Annotated in this window: 19 protein-coding genes and 1 pseudogene; 12 read left to right on the forward strand and 8 right to left on the reverse strand. The window is 72.2% G+C overall.

The genetic code is table 11. From position 1 onward, the window contains the following. A pseudogene (locus ACJOT3_RS28085) lies at positions 1-235 on the forward strand (GNAT family N-acetyltransferase); the annotation flags it as partial. A 52-nt stretch (positions 236-287) separates the two neighbouring features. Here ACJOT3_RS28085 and ACJOT3_RS28090 read toward each other — a convergent pair. Both ACJOT3_RS28090 and ACJOT3_RS28095 read right to left on the reverse strand, forming a co-directional pair. Further along, entirely contained in the window at positions 288-1,610 is a 1,323-nt protein-coding gene (locus tag ACJOT3_RS28090) for an RNA-guided endonuclease InsQ/TnpB family protein (RefSeq protein WP_406976136.1), read from the reverse strand. A 103-nt stretch (positions 1,611-1,713) separates the two neighbouring features. Further along, positions 1,714-2,736, reverse strand: coding sequence for a Gfo/Idh/MocA family protein (locus ACJOT3_RS28095; protein ID WP_406976137.1), 1,023 nt, complete (start codon positions 2,734-2,736; stop codon positions 1,714-1,716). A gap of 126 nt (positions 2,737-2,862) precedes the next feature. Between ACJOT3_RS28095 and ACJOT3_RS28100 the strand changes: the two genes are divergently transcribed. Next, positions 2,863-3,246 (forward strand): hypothetical protein, encoded by a 384-nt coding sequence (locus tag ACJOT3_RS28100; RefSeq protein ID WP_406976138.1) that lies wholly within the window; start codon positions 2,863-2,865, stop codon positions 3,244-3,246. Between the two features lie 61 nt (positions 3,247-3,307). On the opposite strand, the gene ACJOT3_RS28105 is transcribed toward ACJOT3_RS28100, so the two are convergent. The 3 genes from ACJOT3_RS28105 to ACJOT3_RS28115 all read right to left on the reverse strand — a co-directional run bounded on the left by ACJOT3_RS28105 (position 3,308) and on the right by ACJOT3_RS28115 (position 6,385). After that, positions 3,308-4,282, reverse strand: a complete 975-nt coding sequence (locus ACJOT3_RS28105) for a DUF4097 family beta strand repeat-containing protein (protein WP_406976139.1) — start codon at positions 4,280-4,282, stop codon at positions 3,308-3,310. Between the two features lie 49 nt (positions 4,283-4,331). Beyond that, entirely contained in the window at positions 4,332-4,985 is a 654-nt protein-coding gene (locus ACJOT3_RS28110; RefSeq protein WP_406976153.1) for a response regulator transcription factor, read from the reverse strand. Between the two features lie 83 nt (positions 4,986-5,068). Next, positions 5,069-6,385 (reverse strand): sensor histidine kinase, encoded by a 1,317-nt coding sequence (locus ACJOT3_RS28115; protein ID WP_406976154.1) that lies wholly within the window; start codon positions 6,383-6,385, stop codon positions 5,069-5,071. A 194-nt stretch (positions 6,386-6,579) separates the two neighbouring features. On the opposite strand from ACJOT3_RS28115, the gene ACJOT3_RS28120 reads away from it, so the two are divergent. Together ACJOT3_RS28120 and ACJOT3_RS28125 are read left to right on the forward strand one after the other, a co-directional pair. Continuing rightward, positions 6,580-7,350, forward strand: a complete 771-nt coding sequence (locus ACJOT3_RS28120) for a (2Fe-2S)-binding protein (RefSeq protein WP_406976140.1) — start codon at positions 6,580-6,582, stop codon at positions 7,348-7,350. Between the two features lie 83 nt (positions 7,351-7,433). Next, a complete protein-coding gene (locus tag ACJOT3_RS28125; protein WP_406976141.1) occupies positions 7,434-8,351 on the forward strand; it encodes an SAM-dependent methyltransferase in 918 nt (305 codons plus the stop codon). Between the two features lie 121 nt (positions 8,352-8,472). On the opposite strand, the gene ACJOT3_RS28130 is transcribed toward ACJOT3_RS28125, so the two are convergent. Further along, a complete protein-coding gene (locus ACJOT3_RS28130) occupies positions 8,473-8,955 on the reverse strand; it encodes a VOC family protein (RefSeq protein WP_406976142.1) in 483 nt (160 codons plus the stop codon). A 165-nt stretch (positions 8,956-9,120) separates the two neighbouring features. On the opposite strand from ACJOT3_RS28130, the gene ACJOT3_RS28135 reads away from it, so the two are divergent. The 7 genes from ACJOT3_RS28135 (at position 9,121) to ACJOT3_RS28165 (ending at position 15,403) form a co-directional block, all read left to right on the forward strand. Further along, positions 9,121-9,543, forward strand: coding sequence for a helix-turn-helix domain-containing protein (locus ACJOT3_RS28135; protein ID WP_406976143.1), 423 nt, complete (start codon positions 9,121-9,123; stop codon positions 9,541-9,543). A gap of 98 nt (positions 9,544-9,641) precedes the next feature. Further along, positions 9,642-10,439, forward strand: coding sequence for a class I SAM-dependent methyltransferase (locus tag ACJOT3_RS28140; protein ID WP_406976144.1), 798 nt, complete (start codon positions 9,642-9,644; stop codon positions 10,437-10,439). A 96-nt stretch (positions 10,440-10,535) separates the two neighbouring features. Beyond that, positions 10,536-12,068 (forward strand): DUF6882 domain-containing protein, encoded by a 1,533-nt coding sequence (locus ACJOT3_RS28145; protein WP_406976145.1) that lies wholly within the window; start codon positions 10,536-10,538, stop codon positions 12,066-12,068. A 269-nt stretch (positions 12,069-12,337) separates the two neighbouring features. Continuing rightward, positions 12,338-12,997, forward strand: a complete 660-nt coding sequence (locus tag ACJOT3_RS28150; RefSeq protein ID WP_406976146.1) for a methyltransferase domain-containing protein — start codon at positions 12,338-12,340, stop codon at positions 12,995-12,997. Further along, on the forward strand, positions 12,994-13,542 hold the full coding sequence (locus ACJOT3_RS28155) for a hypothetical protein (protein ID WP_406976147.1): 549 nt from the start codon (positions 12,994-12,996) through the stop codon (positions 13,540-13,542). The genes ACJOT3_RS28150 and ACJOT3_RS28155 overlap by 4 nt, the downstream gene beginning before the upstream one ends. Before the next feature lie 185 nt (positions 13,543-13,727). Further along, positions 13,728-14,615 carry a radical SAM/SPASM domain-containing protein gene (locus tag ACJOT3_RS28160; protein ID WP_406976148.1) on the forward strand — a complete coding sequence of 296 codons (888 nt, stop codon included), beginning with the start codon at positions 13,728-13,730 and terminating at the stop codon, positions 14,613-14,615. A gap of 8 nt (positions 14,616-14,623) precedes the next feature. Next, positions 14,624-15,403 carry a phosphotransferase family protein gene (locus tag ACJOT3_RS28165; protein WP_406976149.1) on the forward strand — a complete coding sequence of 260 codons (780 nt, stop codon included), beginning with the start codon at positions 14,624-14,626 and terminating at the stop codon, positions 15,401-15,403. Between the two features lie 110 nt (positions 15,404-15,513). Here the strand turns inward: ACJOT3_RS28165 and ACJOT3_RS28170 are convergent, their stop codons facing one another. Beyond that, on the reverse strand, positions 15,514-15,681 hold the full coding sequence (locus ACJOT3_RS28170) for a DUF397 domain-containing protein (protein WP_406976150.1): 168 nt from the start codon (positions 15,679-15,681) through the stop codon (positions 15,514-15,516). Continuing rightward, a complete protein-coding gene (locus ACJOT3_RS28175; RefSeq protein ID WP_406976151.1) occupies positions 15,678-16,532 on the reverse strand; it encodes a helix-turn-helix domain-containing protein in 855 nt (284 codons plus the stop codon). The genes ACJOT3_RS28170 and ACJOT3_RS28175 overlap by 4 nt, the downstream gene beginning before the upstream one ends. Before the next feature lie 157 nt (positions 16,533-16,689). Here ACJOT3_RS28175 and ACJOT3_RS28180 point away from each other — a divergent pair, with 157 nt between their 5' ends. Then, a complete protein-coding gene (locus ACJOT3_RS28180) occupies positions 16,690-17,178 on the forward strand; it encodes a hypothetical protein (RefSeq protein ID WP_406976152.1) in 489 nt (162 codons plus the stop codon). The last annotated feature ends 113 nt before the right edge of the window (positions 17,179-17,291 follow it).

Below are 17,291 nucleotides of genomic sequence, written 5' to 3' on the forward strand. Positions count from 1 at the left end.
CAGCGGGCACAGCGACATCGACGACCTGGTCGCCCGCACCGTCGGCCCCAAGGACGCCCTCATGGTGGTCGCGCACCTGGACGCCCTCGCGCTGGCGCGCTGCGCCCTGGCCCGCGCCGCCCGCTCCCGGGTGCGCCGCATGCCCGCCCTGGGCGGCCGTCCCCGGCGCGGCGAGCGTGCCGCCGCGCCGGTCCACCCCGACACCGCCGCCCTGCTCACAGCGGCACGGTCTTGACCGTGGGCGCACTTTGAAGTGCTCTCCCGGCCTTCGGCCGGGAGATTCCCGCCTACCTCGCGGTGGCGGGCTTGACGCGTCGTGCGCGCCTGGCGACGGCCCTCCCGGCCGCCGGGACGAGCGCGTGGCCCGTCCGGTACAGGTGCAGGGTGTTGCGCGCGGCGTTGTGGTCGGCGTTGCCCGACCAGCCGCACGCCGGGTTCCTGCACACGAACACCGCCTGCGACTCCCGGCTACCGGGGGTGGTGGACCCGCACTCCGAACACCGCCGAGAGGTCCCCGCTGCCGGAACCCGGTACAGGGCGCCACCACGCCGGGGCAGCTTGTCGGCGAGCAGGGTGATGGTGCGCCCCCACGCCTCCTGGGCGATGGCGCGGTTGAGCCCGGCCTTCTGCGCCACCCGGGCGCCGGGCTCTTCCACCGTGCCCCGGGCGGAGCGGGTCATGTGCGTGATGTCCAGGTCCTCCACCACGACGGTGCCGTAGCGGTCGGCGATGTGCGTGGTGGTCTTGTGCTGCCAGTCCAGGTGCCTGCGCGTGGCTTTTGCGCGAAGCGCCTTGATCCGGTCATAGGTCCGCACCAGGCGCCGGGAGATGGTCTCCCCGCGTACGCGGAAGCCCTTGCGGTGGGCGGCCTGCTTCTCCAGGCGGGCCAGCACGGCCTTTTCTCCGGCGGTCAACCACTTGTCCCGATCCGCATTCCCGCCGTTGGCGGTGCGGGGGCGGTGATGGTCATAGACGGTGCCGTCGGACAGGGCGAGGGGGACGGCGATCCCGGCGTCGATGCCCACCTCCGGCCCGGAGCGGGGCTCGGGTGCTTCTTCCAGGGTCTGGACACGGAAGCAGATATGCCAGCCCAGGGCGTCCTTGACCAGCCTGGCCCCGGTGATCCGGTTCTGCCCGTCGGCGCGTTTGCCCACGGGCAGGTCCTTGGTCCACCGGAACCGGACCCGGCCGAGCTTGGGGATGTTCACCATCCCCCATCGGCGGTGCACCCGGGCGATGTTCAGGTGCCCGCCCTGGGGCACGTCCACCGACATCGGCGACCGCGGCCGGGACTTGAACGTCGGCGCGCCCGCACGGCCCTCCCAGCAGTTGCGCCACGCCTGGAAGTAGGTCTTGAGCACGGCCTGGGCCGCTTGCGCGGGCAGCACGGCCAGCCAGTCGATATCCGTGCGAGCCCGTCTGATCGCCGCGTCGGCGTCCTTGAGCGACACCCGCCGGTTCTCGCCGGTCATGGTCCACCACACGTGCAAGAGGTTCCACACGGCGCGGGCGGCATGAGCCTGGTCGTCGAGCATCGACACCTGGGCAGGTGACAGCGCCAGCCGGGAGCGGTGCCCGACCTGTCGCTTGACCATGGTGTCCGTACTCACGTGCGAGAGCATAACGTCACGCACTGTCGCCACGCGGGCGTTTCCACGAAAACGAAGCTCGGAAAATCCCGGCCGGAATAAATCGGGGAGGCTCAGGCTCGATTCACCTTGGGCCTGAAGGTCGGAGTGCTCTCGGATAGGAAGAGTAGACCAGCCCGCCCATGTCGCGCACCCTGTCCATCAGCGAGGCCAGGCGCAGGCTCTCGTCCCAGGTCATGTCCGGGCTCTGGGACAGCCCGGCGCCCACGCACCGGGCGACCTCCTCGGCCTCGTACTCGTAGCCGTTGGCGCGGAAGGGGCGGTGGAACGTCTCCGGTTCGCGGCCCTCGCGGTACAGCACCGCCTCGGTGGCCGCCCAGAACAGGGGGATCTCCACCCGCCCCCGCGTCCCGGCCAGCACCGCCGTCCCCGGCAGGGCGGTGAGCGAGGCGCAGGTCAGGTGGGCGGTGGCGCCCTGTTCCCCGCGCACCAGCATCGCGGTGTGCACGTCCACCATGTTGTCGGGCGACAGGCGCCGGACGGCGCCCACCACGGTCAGCTCTCCCAGGTACCAGGAGGCCAGCGACAGCGGGTAGATGCCCAGGTCCAGCAGGGCGCCGCCACCCAGGTCGGCGTTGAACAGCCGGTGGTCGGGGTCGTAGGGGGCGCTGACCCCGAAGTCGGCGGACAGGTGGGTGAGCTCGCCCAGGGCGCCGTCGGCGACCAGGTCGCGCACCAGCCGGTGGACCGGCTGGTACCGGGTCCACATGGCCTCCATGAGGAAGACACCGTTGTCCCGGGCGGCCCGGGTCATCTCCGCGACCTGGAAGGCGTTCATCGCCATGGGCTTCTCCACCAGCACGTGCCTGCCCGCGTTCAGGCACAGCAGGGTGTGCTCGTGGTGCCAGGGGTGGGGGCTGGCCACGTACACCGCGTCCACGTCCGCGTCGGCGGCCAGGTCGGCGTAGGACCCGTGGGCGCGGGGCACGCCCCAGGCCGACGCGAACTCCCGCGCCCGGTCCAGGGTGCGCGAGCCCACCGCGGTGACGCGCGCCGTGGGGGTGGCCCGCAGGCCCTCCATGAAGGAATGGGCGATGCCGCCCGTGCCGAGCACGCCCCAGCGCAGTACGCCGTTCTCATCTGTCATGGATGCATCCTAAAAACCCGGTCATCTCCGGGTCGACGGGGGGCAGGTCCTGGGTTTCCCGGCGTAGGGCCCTTACGGTGTCCCCTAGGACGCGAAGGGGTCCGTCCGCAGGAATCGGAGGGGGACATGTCGGAGACGCTCGCCCACAGGCTCGGGGTCCGCCCCGGGGACCGGCTGCTCGTCCTCAACGCCCCCGAGCGGTATCTGCGGCTGCTGGAACCGCCGCCCGACGTGCACATCGACCTGGGCCCCATCGAGGGCGCGGAGTACGACTCGGTGCACCTGTTCGCCCTGGACCGGGCGACGGTGGACCGCGAGGTCCACCCGATCCTCAAGACCCTGTCCCCGGCCACGGCGGTGTGGGTGTGCTATCCCCGGCCGGGCGGCACCATCATCACGGACCTGCGCGCGGACAAGGGGTGGGACGTACTGGTGGACGACGGGTGGCGCCCCGCCGCCCAGGTGCCGGTCGACTCGGACTGGGCGGCGCTGCGCTTCACCCGCGGGTGAACCCCGGCGTTCGCACACCGGGGTTCGCGCCCGGACGTCCGGGCCCTGCGTGTTCGGGCCGTCAGCGTTCGCGGACCTGGACGGCGCCGCTGACGGTGTCCACCTGCACGCGCGGACCGGAGGAGGAGGTGTCCACCCCGATGTCGCGCCCGCCCGAGACGGACTCGCCGGTCACGTCGTAGGAGCCCGCCGGGACGCGGATGTCGACCGAGCCGCTGGTGGTCTCCACCGCCAGGGTCTGGAACGGGTCGCCGGTGGCCACCTCCACGCTCCCGGACACCGAGGAGACCTCGGCGGTGTCGAACCCGCCGCCCACGGACACGCTGCCGCTGACGGACTCGGCCTCCACCGCGCCCGCCGTGAACGCGGCCACGTCCACCTCGCCGGAGGTGCTGACGGCGCGCAGCCGCTCGCCCTCGCCGGAGGCGGTGATGCGGCCGCTGGTGGACTCAAGATCCGCCGACCCGGAGATGCCCGCGGCCTCGATCCGCCCGGAGGTGGACTCGGCCCGGACGTCGCCGGTGATGTCGGTGAGCTCCACGGCGCCGCTGATGGTGGTCACCTCCACCCCGGAGTCCAGGCCGGTGGCGGTGACCTCGCCGCCGATGGTCTCCACCTGCACCTCCACCCCGGCGGGCACCGCGATGTCGTAGTCGATCGAGCAGCCGCCCAGGAACCACACCCCGGTGCAGTCGGCCTCGATGCTCAGGGTCACGTCGTCGGGCTCGATCTCCTCGTCGGGTTCGGTGAGGGGGGTGCCGCGCAGCTCCCGGGCCACCTGGACCTCGTCGCCCTCGGCGGCGGTGAAGGTCACCCGGCCGCCGGTGCTGTTCTCGATGACCACGCGCTCGGGTGCGGCGAAGGAGTCCTGCCGGTCGCCCCGGTCCACCCCCACGCTGCCCAGCACCGAGACCACGGTCACCGCGATCAGGGCCACCACCAGGACGCCGCCCAGCACCAGCCACGGTCCGATGCGGAACCCGCTGCGGGGTTCCTTGCTCGACGAGGCGTACAGCCCCCGCGCCTTGAATGTCACTGTCTTCCCTTTCCGTTCGGGCTCTCGCCCCCTTGTGTCCCGGTGCCGGTCAGTTCCGGTCGTGGTCGCGCAGGTAGTGCAGGACCGCCTGCACCCTGCGGTGGTCGTGGTCGTCCTGGCCCAGGTCGAGCTTGGTGAAGATCGACCGGATGTGCTTTTCCACGGCGCGTTCGGTGACGGTGAGCCGGGAGGCGATCCCCGCGTTGTTGAGCCCCTGGGCCATCACCTCCAGCACCTCGGTCTCCCTGGGGGTGAGCCGGTCCAGGGCGCTGCCCCGGTGCCCGCTGAGCAACTGCGACACCACCTCGGGGTCGATGGCCGCGCCGCCGCCGGCCACCCGGCGCAGCACGGTGAGGAACTCGTCGATGTCGGCGACCCGGTCCTTGAGCAGGTAGCCGACCTTGGACATGTCGCGCCCGCCGAACAGCTCGGCGGCGTAGCGGCTCACCACGTGCTGGGACAGCAGCAGCACCGCCACGTCGGGGTGCTCCTCGCGGATGCGGATGCCCGCCTTGATGCCCTCCTCGGAGAACGTGGGCGGCATGCGGATGTCCACCAGGCACAGGTCCACGTCCGGGTGGTCGCCGATCGCGTCCATCAGGGTGTCGGCGTCGCCCACCTGGGCCAGCACGTGCACCCCGGCGTCCTCCAGCAGCCGGACCATGCCGCTGCGCAGCAGCACCGAGTCCTCCGCGATGATCACCCGCGGCCCCTCGCCCGGGGCGCCGGTCTCCTGTGCGGCCCCGTAGGGGACCGTTCGCGCGTCGTGGCCGTGGAACACGGTTCTCATGCCTCCCAAGGGATGTCGGCGGTCAGGACGGTGCCCTCCCCGGCCGGGCTGTGCACGGTCAGGACGCCGTCGACGGCGTCCACCCGGTCCCACAGCCCGTACAGGCCGCTGCCGGAATCGGGTTCGGCGCCGCCCGCGCCGTCGTCGGTGACGGCGACCCGTAGCAGGTCGCCGCCGCGGCGGGCGGGCCGCTCCACACGGTGCGCGGAGACGGTGACGCGGGCGGCGCCGGAGTGTTTGGCGACGTTGGTGAGCGCCTCGCACACCACGTAGTAGGCGACGCCCTCGGCGCGCGCCGAGGGCCGCTCGGGCAGGTCCACCTCGACCTTGGCCGGGACGGGCGAGCGCCCGGCGGCCACCGGCAGGGCGGCGGGCAGGCCGCGGTCGGTGAGCACCCGCGGGTGCAGGCCGCGGGCGACCTCGCGCAGGTCCTCCATGACCTCGCGGGACTCGCGTTGGGCCTCGGTGATGAGTTCCAGGGCGGCGCCGGGGTCGGTGCCCACGCGGGCGCGGGCCCGGGTGAGCGTCAGGGTGAGGGCGAGCAGCCGCTGCTGGGCGCCGTCGTGCAGGTCGCGTTCGATGCGGCGGCGTTCGGCCTCGGCGGCGTCGACCATGCGCAGGCGGCTGTCCTGGACGTGGGACAGGCGGCGGCGCATGCGCACCTCGGGGGCGTCGAACAGCAGGGCCCGGTGCAGCGCCACCTCGGTGGAGACCGCGTACGGGGTCAGGCGCACCCCGACGAGCACGGCCAGCGGGGCCAGCACCACCTGGGTCAGCGGTCCGACCAGGTCCGAGGGCTGGCCCTGGACGAGGATGAACACGATGCCGACCAGGGCGCCGACGGCGACGGCCAGTCCGCACACCACCAGGACCACCACGGCCCCGCCGAACAGCAGCCCGTGCAGCCCGGCGGCGGTGGTGTAGACGACCATGGACCAGGACTCGCGGCCGAACACGAACCGCCACAGCCGCGACCAGCGGCCGTGGGGGGCCAGCGGGTCGGGCGGGGCGGTCTCCACGATCCCGAAGACCGTGCTCAGCCGGTGCCGCTGCACCCGGCAGGCCAGCCTCGCGAGCAGGGTCGCGGCGGCGGGCAGCAGGACCAGCATGGTCAGCGCGCTGGTGAAGAGGCCGTCCAGGCCCTCCCGCCAGGGGTCCTCTCCCCCGGGGGCGATCATGAACCCCACCCAGGAGGCGGAGACGACCAGCAGGAGCGCGGGGATCAGGTAGAACAGCGACAGCGAGAACGAGGTCATCAGGTGGGCGACCTCGACCGCGCGGGTGCGCCAGGGCGCCCCGTGGGCCGCCGCGATGGCGCGCGCGAGCCCGGCGGGGGCCTCGGGCGGGCCGCCGTGGCCGCCGGGGCGGGCGAGGGATGTGCTGTGGCCGGTCACGTATCCCAATCTAGGTTCGGGTCCGGTCGGGACACGATCCCATCAGCACGTGGACACGGGGTGGTGTTGGCACTACCCGGGGAGTACAGGGTCGGTGAGGGGGAGGAGCCGGGGTGGGGGACGGGCGCGTCGAGGTGGTCCCGGTGCTGGTCGACATCGGCCGGATCAACATGCTGTTCGCCCTGGAGGCGGAGCCGCCCGGGCCCCGGTGGCGGGCGCTGGGCGCGCCCGGGCCGGGGCAGGTGGAGGCGGAGGTGGAGCGGGTGCGCGAGCGCCTGGCGGGGTTCGCCGGGGTCCCGGCGCGGGAGGTGGAGTGGCGGGTGGGCGCCTCGCTCTTCCAGCAGGGGCTGGCCACCCGGCTGCTGTCGCCGGTGCTGGCCGCGGCGCTGTGCCACGGGGCGGCGCTGCGGGCGGACGCCTTCCACCGGGACCCGGACGCGGCCGGGGCGGTGGTGCTGCGCACCTCGCAGCGGTGGGCGGAGGCGATCGCGCCCGAGCCCGCGGCGGTGGCCGCGCACCTCGCGGACACGGTCCTGGCCGGGGTGCTGGAGCCGGTCGCGGCGTCCCTGGACCGGGTGGCGCCGGGGCTGCTGCGCGGCAACACGGCCTCGGCGCTGGCGGGGGCGGCGCGTTCGCTGGGCCTGGACCGGCCCGCGGTGCGCGGGCGCGCCGAGGAGGTGGTGCGCCTGCTGACCGCGGCCCCGCCGTTGGCCGGGACCGGTTCCTACACCGGCCGCGACACCGCCGGGGCGGCGGTGTTCCGGCGCACCACCTGCTGCCTGTACTACCGGGTGCCCGGGTCGGGCTACTGCGGCGACTGCGCGCTCACCGCCCCCGGGCGCGGGAGCGGCGGGGCCCCGGGGGCGCGCGGGGGCCGCGGCTGACCGGCCCCGGGGGGTGGCGGCAAGGGCCGTCGGCGGTGGGAAAACCGGATGACAGCGGGCGGGGCGCGTGGGAACCTGCGCGGATGGTCACTCCTGCGCTTCCTCCCCTGCACCGCGACTGCGACTTCAACGGGCCGCTCTCGGACGCCCACGCGGCCCGCCTCATCGACACCCTGGGGCCGCTCGACGGCAAGCACGTGGTGGACGTGGGGTGCGGGTGGGCGGAGTTGCTGCTGCGCACCCTGGAGGGGGCGCCGACCGCCACCGGGTTCGGCATCGACCTGGGCGAGGGCGCCATCGCACACGGGCGCGCCAACGCCGAGAAGCGAGGGCTGGCCGACCGGGTGGAGCTGGTGGTGGGCGACGCCGGGGCGTGGGCCGGTGGCGAGGAAGGGGCTGCGGGCGGAGGCCGTCCGTTGAGGGTGGTGGAGGGCGACGATGGGGAAGGGACTGGGGCCGGAGGCCGTCCGTTGAGGGTGGTGGAGGGCGACGATGGGGAAGGGACTGGGGCCGGAGGCCGTCCGTTGAGGGTGGTGGAGGGCGACGGGTGGGCGGATGTGGTGTTCAACATCGGCTCCACCCACGCCTGGGGCGGCGACCCGGTCGTGCACACCACCAACGCCCTGGAGGCGCTGTCGGGGATGCTGCGGCCGGGCGGGCGGCTGCTGTTCGGCGAGTGCTTCTGGCTGCGCGAGCCCACCGACGCCGAACTCGCGGCCATGTACGACACCCCGCGCGGGCAGTACCGGACGATGCGCGGTCTGGTGGACCTGGCGCTGTCCTACGGGTTCCGGCTGCGGGCGCTGTCGCAGGCCTCGCTGGAGGAGTGGGACGACTTCGAGAACCGGCACGCCGCGGGGTGGGAGGAGTGGCTGCTGGAGAACCCGGACTCCCCCGACGCCGAGGAGATCCGCGCCGTCTCCGAGCGGCACCGCGTCGCCCGCGTCGACGGCTGGCGCGAGGTGATGGGGATGGCGTACCTGACGCTCATCCGGGTGTGAGGCACAGCGGACACGGACACGGATACGGACACGGGCGGGCCCGTACGGCCGGGCAGGCGCGCCCCGGCCGCACGGGCCCGCTGTTCGGTGCAGGGCCTCGATGGCGGCCCGCGGTGGCCGGTCAGCCGGCGTCGGCGGCGCGGCGCACCTCGTCGATGTCGATGCGGCCCATGGAGAGCATGGCCTTGGTGGCGCGCTCGGACCGGGCGGGGTCGGGGTCGAAGACCAGGTCGTCGAGCTCGCGCGGGAAGACCTGCCAGGAGAACCCGTAGCGGTCCTTGAGCCACCCGCACTGGCTCTCCTGGCCGCCGCCCTCCAGCAGGGCGTACCAGTAGCGGTCGGACTCGGCCTGGTCGGCGCACGGGACCTGGAGGGAGAACGCCTCGCTGAAGGTGAACTCCGGGCCGCCGTTGAGGGCGGTGATCCGCTGGCCCTGGATCTCGAAGTCGACGGTCAGGACCGAGCCCTCGGAGCCGGGCATGCCGGGGCCGTTGTGGACGACCTTGAGGATGCGGGCGTCGTCGAACACGCCCACGTAGAAGTTCGCGGCCTCCTCCGCCTGGCCGTCGAACCACAGGCACGGGGTGATCTTGAGCTCGGTCATGGTCGTTTCCCTTCGGGTGCGTGTTGCTCCGTCACAGGTACAGACCCGGGGCCGGGGCGGAACTCATCGCGGTCCCGGTGGTTTTTCTCAGATGTTTCCAAGCTCCCTCATCCTGCCCTGTGGCGCCCTATGATCAGGGGATATCCGGTGGTGAAGGGATGTTTTGTGGAGCAGCGGTACTACTCGGTGGACCAGGTGGCGGAGCTGTTGGGGCTGCACGTGAAGACCGTGCGCGGCTATATCCGCGACGGGCGGCTGGCGGCCACGCGCATCGGCAAGCAGTACCGGATCCGCCGCGAGGACCTGGAGGCGTTCGGCGGCGGCCCGGTGGAGGCGGCCGAGCCGTCGGGGCCGGTGTCGGTGGAGGTGTCGACGGTGGTGCGCCTGGAGGGGGTGGACCGGGACCGGGCCGACCGGGTGACGACGCTGGTCACCGCGGCGGCGGCCACGCCGGGGCAGGGGCGGCCGCGGATCCACGTCCAGGCGGTGCACGACCCGGGGGCGCGCAGCCTGCGGCTGGTGGTCCTGGGGGACGCGGCGGGGACGGCCGCGCTGTTGGACCTGGTGGAGCGGGTCGTCCGGGATTGACGTCTCACATAGTGATATTTCCATCTCACTTTTAGAGACGGCGGGTGTAGGGTCGGGGGCACCGCGACCACGGCGGTCCCCCGACGGAAAGGGCGATCATGACGCGCTACACCCACGGCCAGCACCCCTCGGTCACCGACTCCTACCGCTGGCGCAACGCGGCCAACTCGGCGGGGTACGCGCTCGCCGAGATGACCCCGGGGCGTTCGCTGCTGGACGTCGGCTGCGGGCCGGGCACCATCACCATCGACCTGGCCGCGCGGGTGGCGCCGGGGCGGGTGGTGGCGCTGGACGCCTCGGCCGAGGCGGTGGAGCTGGCCCGGGCCACCGCCGAGAAGGAGGGCGCGGAGAACATCGAGTTCCGGGTCGGCGACGTCCACGACCTGGACCTGCCCGACGCCTCGTTCGACGTGGTGCACGCCCACCAGGTGTTGCAGCACGTGGCCGACCCGGTGCGGGCGCTGGCCGAGATGCGCCGGGTCACCGCCCCGGGCGGGGTGGTGGCGGCCTGCGACAGCGACTACTCGGGGATGTACTGGTTCCCGCGGCTGCCGGAGCTGGACGCGTGGATGGACCTGTACCAGCGGGTGGCGCGCGCCAACGGCGGGGAGCCGGACGCGGGGCGGCGGCTGCGCGCCTGGGCCCGCACCGCCGAGTTCGAGGACGTCGAATACGCCGCCGAGGTGTGGGACCACTCCTCCCCCGAGCGCCGCTCCTGGTGGGGCGGCATGTGGTCGCGCCGCATCCTGGAGTCGGACCTGGCCCGCCAGGCCGTCGCGGAGGGGTTCGCCACCCCGGCCGACCTGGAAGGCATCTCGGCGGGGTGGGCGGCCTGGAGCCGGGATCCCGACGCGGTGTTCGTCATCCCCCGCGGCACCGTCCTGTGCCGTGTCTGAGGCCCTGATCCGTCGCGGCCGGGGGCGGGCGCGGGGGTGGGGCGGAGAACCGGACGGGTGCGCCCGGCGTCGTACCCGCCGCCGACAGACCCTGACGTGAGATCCGGAGACACCACACCCATGCGCCCGTTCTACAGCCGGGAATTCCACGACCTCGCCCGACCGCACCTGGGGTGGGTGCTGGAGCAGTACAACCTGTTCGATGAGCTCGTCCCGGACGGTGACGTGCAGACCGACTTCGCGGCGGGCACGGTACGGCGGGGCGGGTACGAGCTGGGGACGGGGCTGCTGGGCAGCTACGCCGAGGACGGCACGTGGCTGTGGGGGTGGGCCAACCCGCACTTCGAGGGGTCGCCGGCCATCGCGGAGGCGGAGCGGCTGCGCGACCTGGTCGCCGGGGCGGGCGCGCCCGAGTTCACCGAGGGGTTGGTGGACCTGAACCACCTGCCCGACCCGCGGCTGGGCTCGGACCACCTGGCGCTGGCCGCCATGGGGGTGCTGGGGGCCCGGGGGCTGGTGATCTTCAACCACGCGGGGCGCGCCCGCACCTTCCTCGTGGTGACCGACCCCGCGGTCCCCTACGCCCGGCCGGGGGCCAGGACTCAGGAGTTCCTGCGCACCGGTTCGCTGCTCTTCGGTGATCCGGCCTGGGACGGGGAGGGCGGGTACGCCACCGTGGTCGTGCTGGGTTACCTCGCCCACCACGGGCTCACCGAGAACGTCGGTGCGGGCGAGATCCGCGGCGTTTTCGACAACGGCAACGTCCTCACGGCGCGGATCGGTGAGAACGACACCCTCGACGGGGTGGAGGTCACCGGCCCGGACGGGGGCGAGCCGCTGCCGGGGCCGGGCGCCGCGCCGATCGGCCTGCGGCGGACCGGTGCGGGACAGCAGTTGGAGCCGTTCCCCGCGGGGCTGCTGCCGACGGTGCTGCCCCGCCTGGCGCACGCCCTCGCCCAGGACCCGGCCTTGGGCGATCACCTGAGCGAGGCGGGGTGGACCACCCAGGAGGGGCCTGCCTGGGATGCCGACACCGCCACCCTGAGCTATGAGACAGAGGCCGATGCCCCCGGTCCGGTCGTGGTCGCGGGCCGTGAGATCGGTGTCCTCGACCCCGCGGCCGCCACCTGGGAGTGGTCGGACTGGGAGGGAGCCGATCTGCTGCGGGCGGCGGCCCGCGACGGCGGCCACCCCGAGTTCGCGGCCGACGTCGTGGACCTGTCGGGGCACCGGCGCCCGGGCAATGTCGTCGACATCCTGACCCGCACCGCCGCCGACCTGGGATCGGGTCGCGGCGTTGTGGCCCTTCCGGTGGAGGGGGGACGCACCCGCTACGTGGCGGTGACCGACCCGGCGGTCCCGGCCGCCGGCGCCGATCTCGGCCGTGTCTCCGACGTGATTTTGAGTGCCGCGAACCTGCTGCACCCGGTCGCTCCCCGCGAGCACCTGCGCCGCGGCATGCGCGCCCTCGCACGCGGCTACTTCGAGGCCTTCGGTCTGCCCACCCTGAACATCTACGGGCCCGAAGCACTCGGCGGCCTGTTCGGCCTCTACGAGGCCCGCGTCCTGTTCAGTGGCGACGGGACCATTCAGTCCGTCGACATCGGCCTCATGGGCGCCCCCCGCTGACCGGTGCCGGCCCCGGCCGCCCGCCCGGGGCCGCGACCACTTCGTGTGTCCGGGTTCCGCCAATCCGGTGACGGCCAGTGCCATTCGGGTTACAGTTCCGCTGACCGTGTCCGCACACCCCCAGGAGGTCCCGTCATGGGCAGGCACGAGAAACCCGACAGCGCCGACACCGGAAGCGGGGGGAGCGCCGCGGGCGACGGCACCGACCCCAAGAAGCACGGAAGCGAACCGCTGCCTTCCCAATCCGGCGATGGCAAGGACCCTGGCACGTGAGTCCTCCCGGCCTCCGTCTGGCCCGTGCCCTCACCGCTGCGGGCCAGGTCATCCAACCCCGGTGGCACAGGGCGCTCCTGGACGTCGACCGGGCCGCGTTCATCCCCGACACCGTGTGGATCACCGCGGCCGACGATCCGGGGTTCTTCCGTCCGGTCGGCCGCGATGACCCCGACCGGGCCCGATGGGTCCATGAGGACTACGCCCTGGCCACGCAGGTGGACGACGGCCATCCGGCGGGAGGGCCCAACGGCGAGGAGGGATGGGGGCGGCTGCGCACCTCCGGCATCTCCCAGCCGTCGCTCGTGGTGGACATGCTCCAGTGGCTTGATGCCCGGCCCGGGCACCGGGTGTTGGAGATCGGGACGGGGACGGGGTACAACACCGCGCTTCTGTGCCACGCCCTGGGAGAGGGGGCGGTGGTGTCGGTGGAGGTCGACAAGGGGCTGGCCGAGACCGCGATCGGCAACCTCACCCGTGCCGGGTACACACCGACCGTGCTGGACGACGACGGGATGACCCTGTCCGCGCTCGCCGACGGTCCCGAAGGGAACAGGGCGAGGGCGGGTTCGACCGGCTGCTCGCCACGGTCGCGGCGCGCGGGGCGGTGCCCCACGCGTGGGTTCGGCAGGTCCGGCCGGGCGGGGTGGTCGTGACCCCGTTCGAGGTGGGCAATACACCGGGGGTGCTGCTGCGGCTGGAGGTCGCCGAAGGCCGTGTCGCACACGGCCGTGTCGTCGGGGACGCGGCGTTCATGGTGCTGCGGGCGCAACGTTCCGACCGTCGCCGGGCGCGGGATCTGGTGGACGAGGACGCTTCCACGGTGCGTGAGGGCACCACGGAGGTGAACCCGCGGGTCGTCGCCTATCGGAACCAGGGGTGGCAGCTCGTCCTGGGGCATCTGGTGCCGGAGCTGCGGTATGTGGTCTATGAGGCTGCGGAGGACCGGTCGGAGTGGGCCGGGGAAGCCTCTGTCCATGTGGCGACCCCGGACGGGTCGTGGGTGCTGGGCGAGTACACCCCTGCGGGGGAACCGTACGAGGCCAAGCGCGACGGGTCGCGGGACCTGTGGGCGGAGGTCGGCACCGCGTGGGAGGTGTGGCAGCGGACCGGTCGGCCGGGCCGGGACCGGCTCGGCGTGACCGTGGACGTGGAGGGAACGCACCTGTGGGTGGACACCCCGGACACGCGCCTGCGGTGAACCTGGCCCTGCCCTGAACCGGTCCGGACGCAGGTGTCACCTGGTGCTGATGGTGCTCAGGAGCGCGTTCCACTCCCAGCAGGGCGGTCACGTGTCCGGGTTCTGCCGATCCGGTGACAGCGAGTGCCCCGTGGGTTACGGTTTTCCGTGTGGTGCCTCACACCGCAACCCACGGGAGAAACCCTGTGACCATAACCGAATACACCCCCACCCCCGCGGCGCCCGCAGCGCGGATGCTGTGGCTCGACCTGACCCGCAAGTGCCAGCTCGCGTGCTCGCACTGCTACAACTCCTCCGGGCCCACAGGCGACCACGGCACCATGACCCGCGAGCACTGGTTCGCGGTCGTGGACCAGGCCGCCCTCGCGGGCGTCGAACTCGTCCAGCTCATCGGCGGGGAACCCACCCTGCACCCGGACGCGCTGGACATCGCCCGCCGGGCCTTGGACGCCGACCTGCACGTCGAGGTGTACTCCAACCTCATCAAGGTGGCCGACGCCTGGTGGGAGCTGCTCGCTCACTCACGGGCGTCGGTGGCGACGTCGTACTACAGCCACATCCCGGACCGCCACAACACGATGACCGGCCGCCCGGCCTCCCACCGGCACACCCGGGCGAACATCATCAGCGCCATCGAACAGGGCGTGCGCCTTCGGGACTCAATCATCACCCCGGACGGGGAGGGGGTGGAGGAGACCCGCGCGGACCTCGAAGCGCTCGGCATCGAGCGGATCGGCGTCGACCGTGTGCGCCCGTTCGGCCGAGGCAACCCCGGCACGGGTGAGGACCTGTCCGGGCTGTGCGGGGCGTGCGGCGACGGCCGGGCGTCAGTGGGACCCGATGGCACCGTGTCGCCGTGCATCATGTCCGCGTGGATGGGTGTCGGCAACGCCCAGAAGACCCTGCTGGCCGATATCCTCGCCGGGGTGCCGATGGCCCGAGCCCGGGACACGATCACCGCGGCCAAGAAGGACGACGAACCGGCCCCTCCCCCGGCACCGACGAAACCGTGCGGCCCGGACCGGTGGTGTTCGCCCGGCGTTCCCGACAGCGGATGCATGCCCCGAAGGTAGAACCGACGATGACGCCTGAACTCGAAAAGTTGATCGCGTCGCAGGTGGGAAGCATCCGCACCACGACCCCCATCGGCGACGGGCACAGCAACGCCACCACTACCATCATCACCACCGGCACCGGCCAAGAGGTGTTCGTCAAGGCCGTACCGGACCGGCCGGGAGGCCGCTTGGACGAAGCCCTCCGCGAAGCGGAGATGGCGGCTCACAGCGGCGGCCTGTCCCCTGCTTTGTTGTGGCAGGCTCGCGGTAACGGGTGGGTGGCGCTGGGGTTCGAGAAGGTGGGGGGCCGATACGCGGACTTCGGGCCGGGGTCGGCGGATCTGCCGCTGCTCGTGGAAGCCCTCAACAGCATCGCGGCCCTCCCCGTCCCGGCGAATGTGGTCGGGTGGGAGGAGACTCGGTGGGACCGGTTCACCCCGCAGGAGGACCGTCATCTGCTGCGTGGCGACACGTTGACGCACACCGATCTACATCCCAGAAACGTCCTGATCTCCCCCGAGGGGCGGGTGTGGCTGGTCGACTGGTCGTGGCCCACCCTTGCCTCACCGGTGGTCTCCCTCACGTGTCTGGCGGTGCAGCTCGTGTCAGCGGGTTGTTCGCCGGCCGAGGTGAAGGGTCGGGTGTCCGGGGTGGACGGTTGGAAGGGTGACGAGGCTGCGGTGCGGGTGTTCGCACGAGCGAACGCGGCGCTCCAGCGTTCGTTCGCAGACCGGTGGCCGGAGGAGACATGGTTGGAGGCGATGGCCGAGGCCGCCGAGGCATGGGCGGCACACGTCGACACCTGACCATGGTCCTCACTCCGCGGGTTGACTAACGGATAGCCTCGGATGCGTCGCGACATACGACCGGCCCCCGCCACTATCTCTGGCGGGGGCCGGTTCTGTTCGCGCAGCTGCTACTTCGTGAGGGTGTTCAGGAGCGCGGCCCATTCCCCGGCCTCGAACCCGAGGTGGCCCAGCTCCCGGTTCTGCGTATCGCGGACCAGAGTCTTACGCCCTTCAGCGACCTCCACGCAGTTGCCGCCGCCACCGTCGCTGTAGCTCGACTTGTGCCACTCGTTCATGCGGCCTGCTGCTCCTTAATCCGACTGATCAGCTCAAGAGTCGCCCGTGTTGAAAGCGCCTCGCCCTGCATCGCACTGAACAGATCGAACGCGTCCCTCACGGTCTTCTCCGTGTCTACGATCTCACCCCCCATGGCGTGCTCTAGGTACAGGGCCTGCCGACGTGGCCCCAAGTCCACGACACGGTAAGGAGCGCAAAGGCCCGGCGCTCCCTCAAGGGGGATGGCTTGGAACCGGATCGTACCGCCCTTGACCAGCTTTTCGACCCACGCGAGCTGTTCGGCGAGAACTTCCCGGGAGCCAACGGGGCGAGCCAGCACGACGTCATCCACCAGGAACCACATCCTGACCGAACGCTGCTTCAGAGCGTCCAACCGGACGACACGAGCGTGGACGATCTCCTCGACCTCCTCGGCCGTGGCCTCAGGTGTTCGCGCTTTGATCAGGGCACGCGCATAATCCGGCGTCTGGGTCACGCCGGGGAAGATGATGGATTGATACTCCCGGATCTGGGTTGCTTTCCGCTCCAGGGACAAAGCGTTCCGCAACTGCTCGGGGATCACCCCTTCGATCTTGGTGTCCTTCCAAAAACTCAGAAGCTCACCGTTTGTTGCGAACAGCGCTTCCAATTTGTCCACATGTGGGCGCCTTGGCGGGCGTGTGGCGCGTTCGATAGCGCCGACCATCGATCCTGTGACACCGAGCCGTTCGCCGACGTCGGCCAGAGATAGCCCCCGCTCTTCACGGAGCTTCCGAACATGCTTGCCAAACGGAACCCACTTGGGATGAACGTCTTTGGGCATGGCAACAGTGAACAACATGTCGCGACTTTCTGCCACTGACAGATTCATCAGAGAACAGTTTTCATGTTGTCATAGCGCCCTGAACTGGGGTTGTGCATAGTCGTCATCACAAGAGGCGTTCAGACACAAGAAAAGCCCCGGCGGCCGGTTGCGACGGCTGCCGAGGCCAGGTGCCCCACCCCGAACCAACCGAGGTGAAGACGACATGCAGCCTACCGCCCCCGCCGCGACCGGCACAGAGCCCCCGGTTCTGAAAACCCCGCTGCCCAAACGCACCTGCCGCGGTGACGTGGCGGCCCTGCACATCCCGGCCGCCGACCCCAACGACACCACCTGGTACACCGCGCACATCCACGCGTGGGCGCACCGCCAGACCGACGACACCGCTGAGGTCGCCGACCGGGTCGCCCGTATCGCGGTGGCCCTGGTCCACAACGCCCACCGGTGGACGCGTTCGGGGCTGCCCGGCGGGCGGGCGGAGCTGGAGATCGTGCGCGGCCGGTTCGACCTCCAGGTATCGGTCACCGACCAAGGGGCCGCCCCCTGCCCGTCCGGGGTGTGCTCCTTCCCCCTCGCCCGTCCCCGCTCGGGCGGTCTGCGCACCGTCGAGGAGCTGTCCCTGTACTGGGACTGGGAGGGCGGCGCCGCCACCCCCATCACCGTGCGCGCCCTGGTGGACCGCCGCCCCCTCTGACCTCTGACCGTGCGGCCGCGACGCACCCTCCCAGGGGGCGACTCCCAGCACCCGCCCACGGGCTTCCGCGACCGCACCCGCCGGGGCCGCCTTCGGGGAAGGCACGGGCGGCC

The organism is Nocardiopsis protaetiae (assembly GCF_045446735.1).
Taxonomy (GTDB): domain Bacteria; phylum Actinomycetota; class Actinomycetes; order Streptosporangiales; family Streptosporangiaceae; genus Nocardiopsis; species Nocardiopsis protaetiae.

Excerpts from the sequence above, each read along its gene's own strand:
- ACJOT3_RS28180 (WP_406976152.1), top strand. The coding sequence starts at position 16,690 with ATGCAGCCTACCGCCCCCGCCGCGACCGGCACAGAGCCCCCGGTTCTG.
- ACJOT3_RS28130 (WP_406976142.1), bottom strand. The coding sequence starts at position 8,955 with ATGACCGAGCTCAAGATCACCCCGTGCCTGTGGTTCGACGGCCAGGCG.
- ACJOT3_RS28095 (WP_406976137.1), bottom strand. The coding sequence starts at position 2,736 with ATGACAGATGAGAACGGCGTACTGCGCTGGGGCGTGCTCGGCACGGGC.
- ACJOT3_RS28100 (WP_406976138.1), top strand. The coding sequence starts at position 2,863 with ATGTCGGAGACGCTCGCCCACAGGCTCGGGGTCCGCCCCGGGGACCGG.
- ACJOT3_RS28125 (WP_406976141.1), top strand. The coding sequence starts at position 7,434 with ATGGTCACTCCTGCGCTTCCTCCCCTGCACCGCGACTGCGACTTCAAC.
- ACJOT3_RS28170 (WP_406976150.1), bottom strand. The coding sequence starts at position 15,681 with ATGAACGAGTGGCACAAGTCGAGCTACAGCGACGGTGGCGGCGGCAAC.
- ACJOT3_RS28175 (WP_406976151.1), bottom strand. The coding sequence starts at position 16,532 with ATGAATCTGTCAGTGGCAGAAAGTCGCGACATGTTGTTCACTGTTGCC.
- ACJOT3_RS28140 (WP_406976144.1), top strand. The coding sequence starts at position 9,642 with ATGACGCGCTACACCCACGGCCAGCACCCCTCGGTCACCGACTCCTAC.
- ACJOT3_RS28165 (WP_406976149.1), top strand. The coding sequence starts at position 14,624 with ATGACGCCTGAACTCGAAAAGTTGATCGCGTCGCAGGTGGGAAGCATC.